Origin of the sequence: Christiangramia marina (assembly GCF_048285865.1) — a bacterium.
In the GTDB taxonomy this organism is placed as follows: Bacteria; Bacteroidota; Bacteroidia; order Flavobacteriales; family Flavobacteriaceae; genus Christiangramia; species Christiangramia marina.
In genome coordinates this window covers 1,212,380-1,212,649 of sequence record NZ_JBLVTK010000001.1, presented here as the reverse complement: position 1 = coordinate 1,212,649, position 270 = coordinate 1,212,380, and the positions used below count along the sequence as shown (strand labels likewise).

Annotated in this window: 1 pseudogene; it reads left to right on the top strand. The window is 37.4% G+C overall.

From position 1 onward, the window contains the following. Window positions 1–270 (top strand): annotated as a pseudogene (locus ACNKXS_RS05655) (hypothetical protein); the annotation flags it as partial.

Genomic DNA, 270 nt, shown 5'->3' with positions numbered 1-270 from the left:
ATCGTAGAAATGGATTCTGCCATGTTATACGCTACCACTCATTCTGGATCTGTAGTTCAGTATAATCTTGACGATGGTACTTCATATACAGTAAATACTTCTTCCACAGATGCTGAAGGAATTTTTTATGATGAAGATGATAGTTCTTTAATCGTAGCCTCCAGAGATCCTAAACAACTTCAGTTTTACGGAAATGTAGATATGTGGGATGGATCAATGTCTACAGTGTCTGCAGATTTTATGAGCTCTAGTGATCTTATGAGCCCAAGA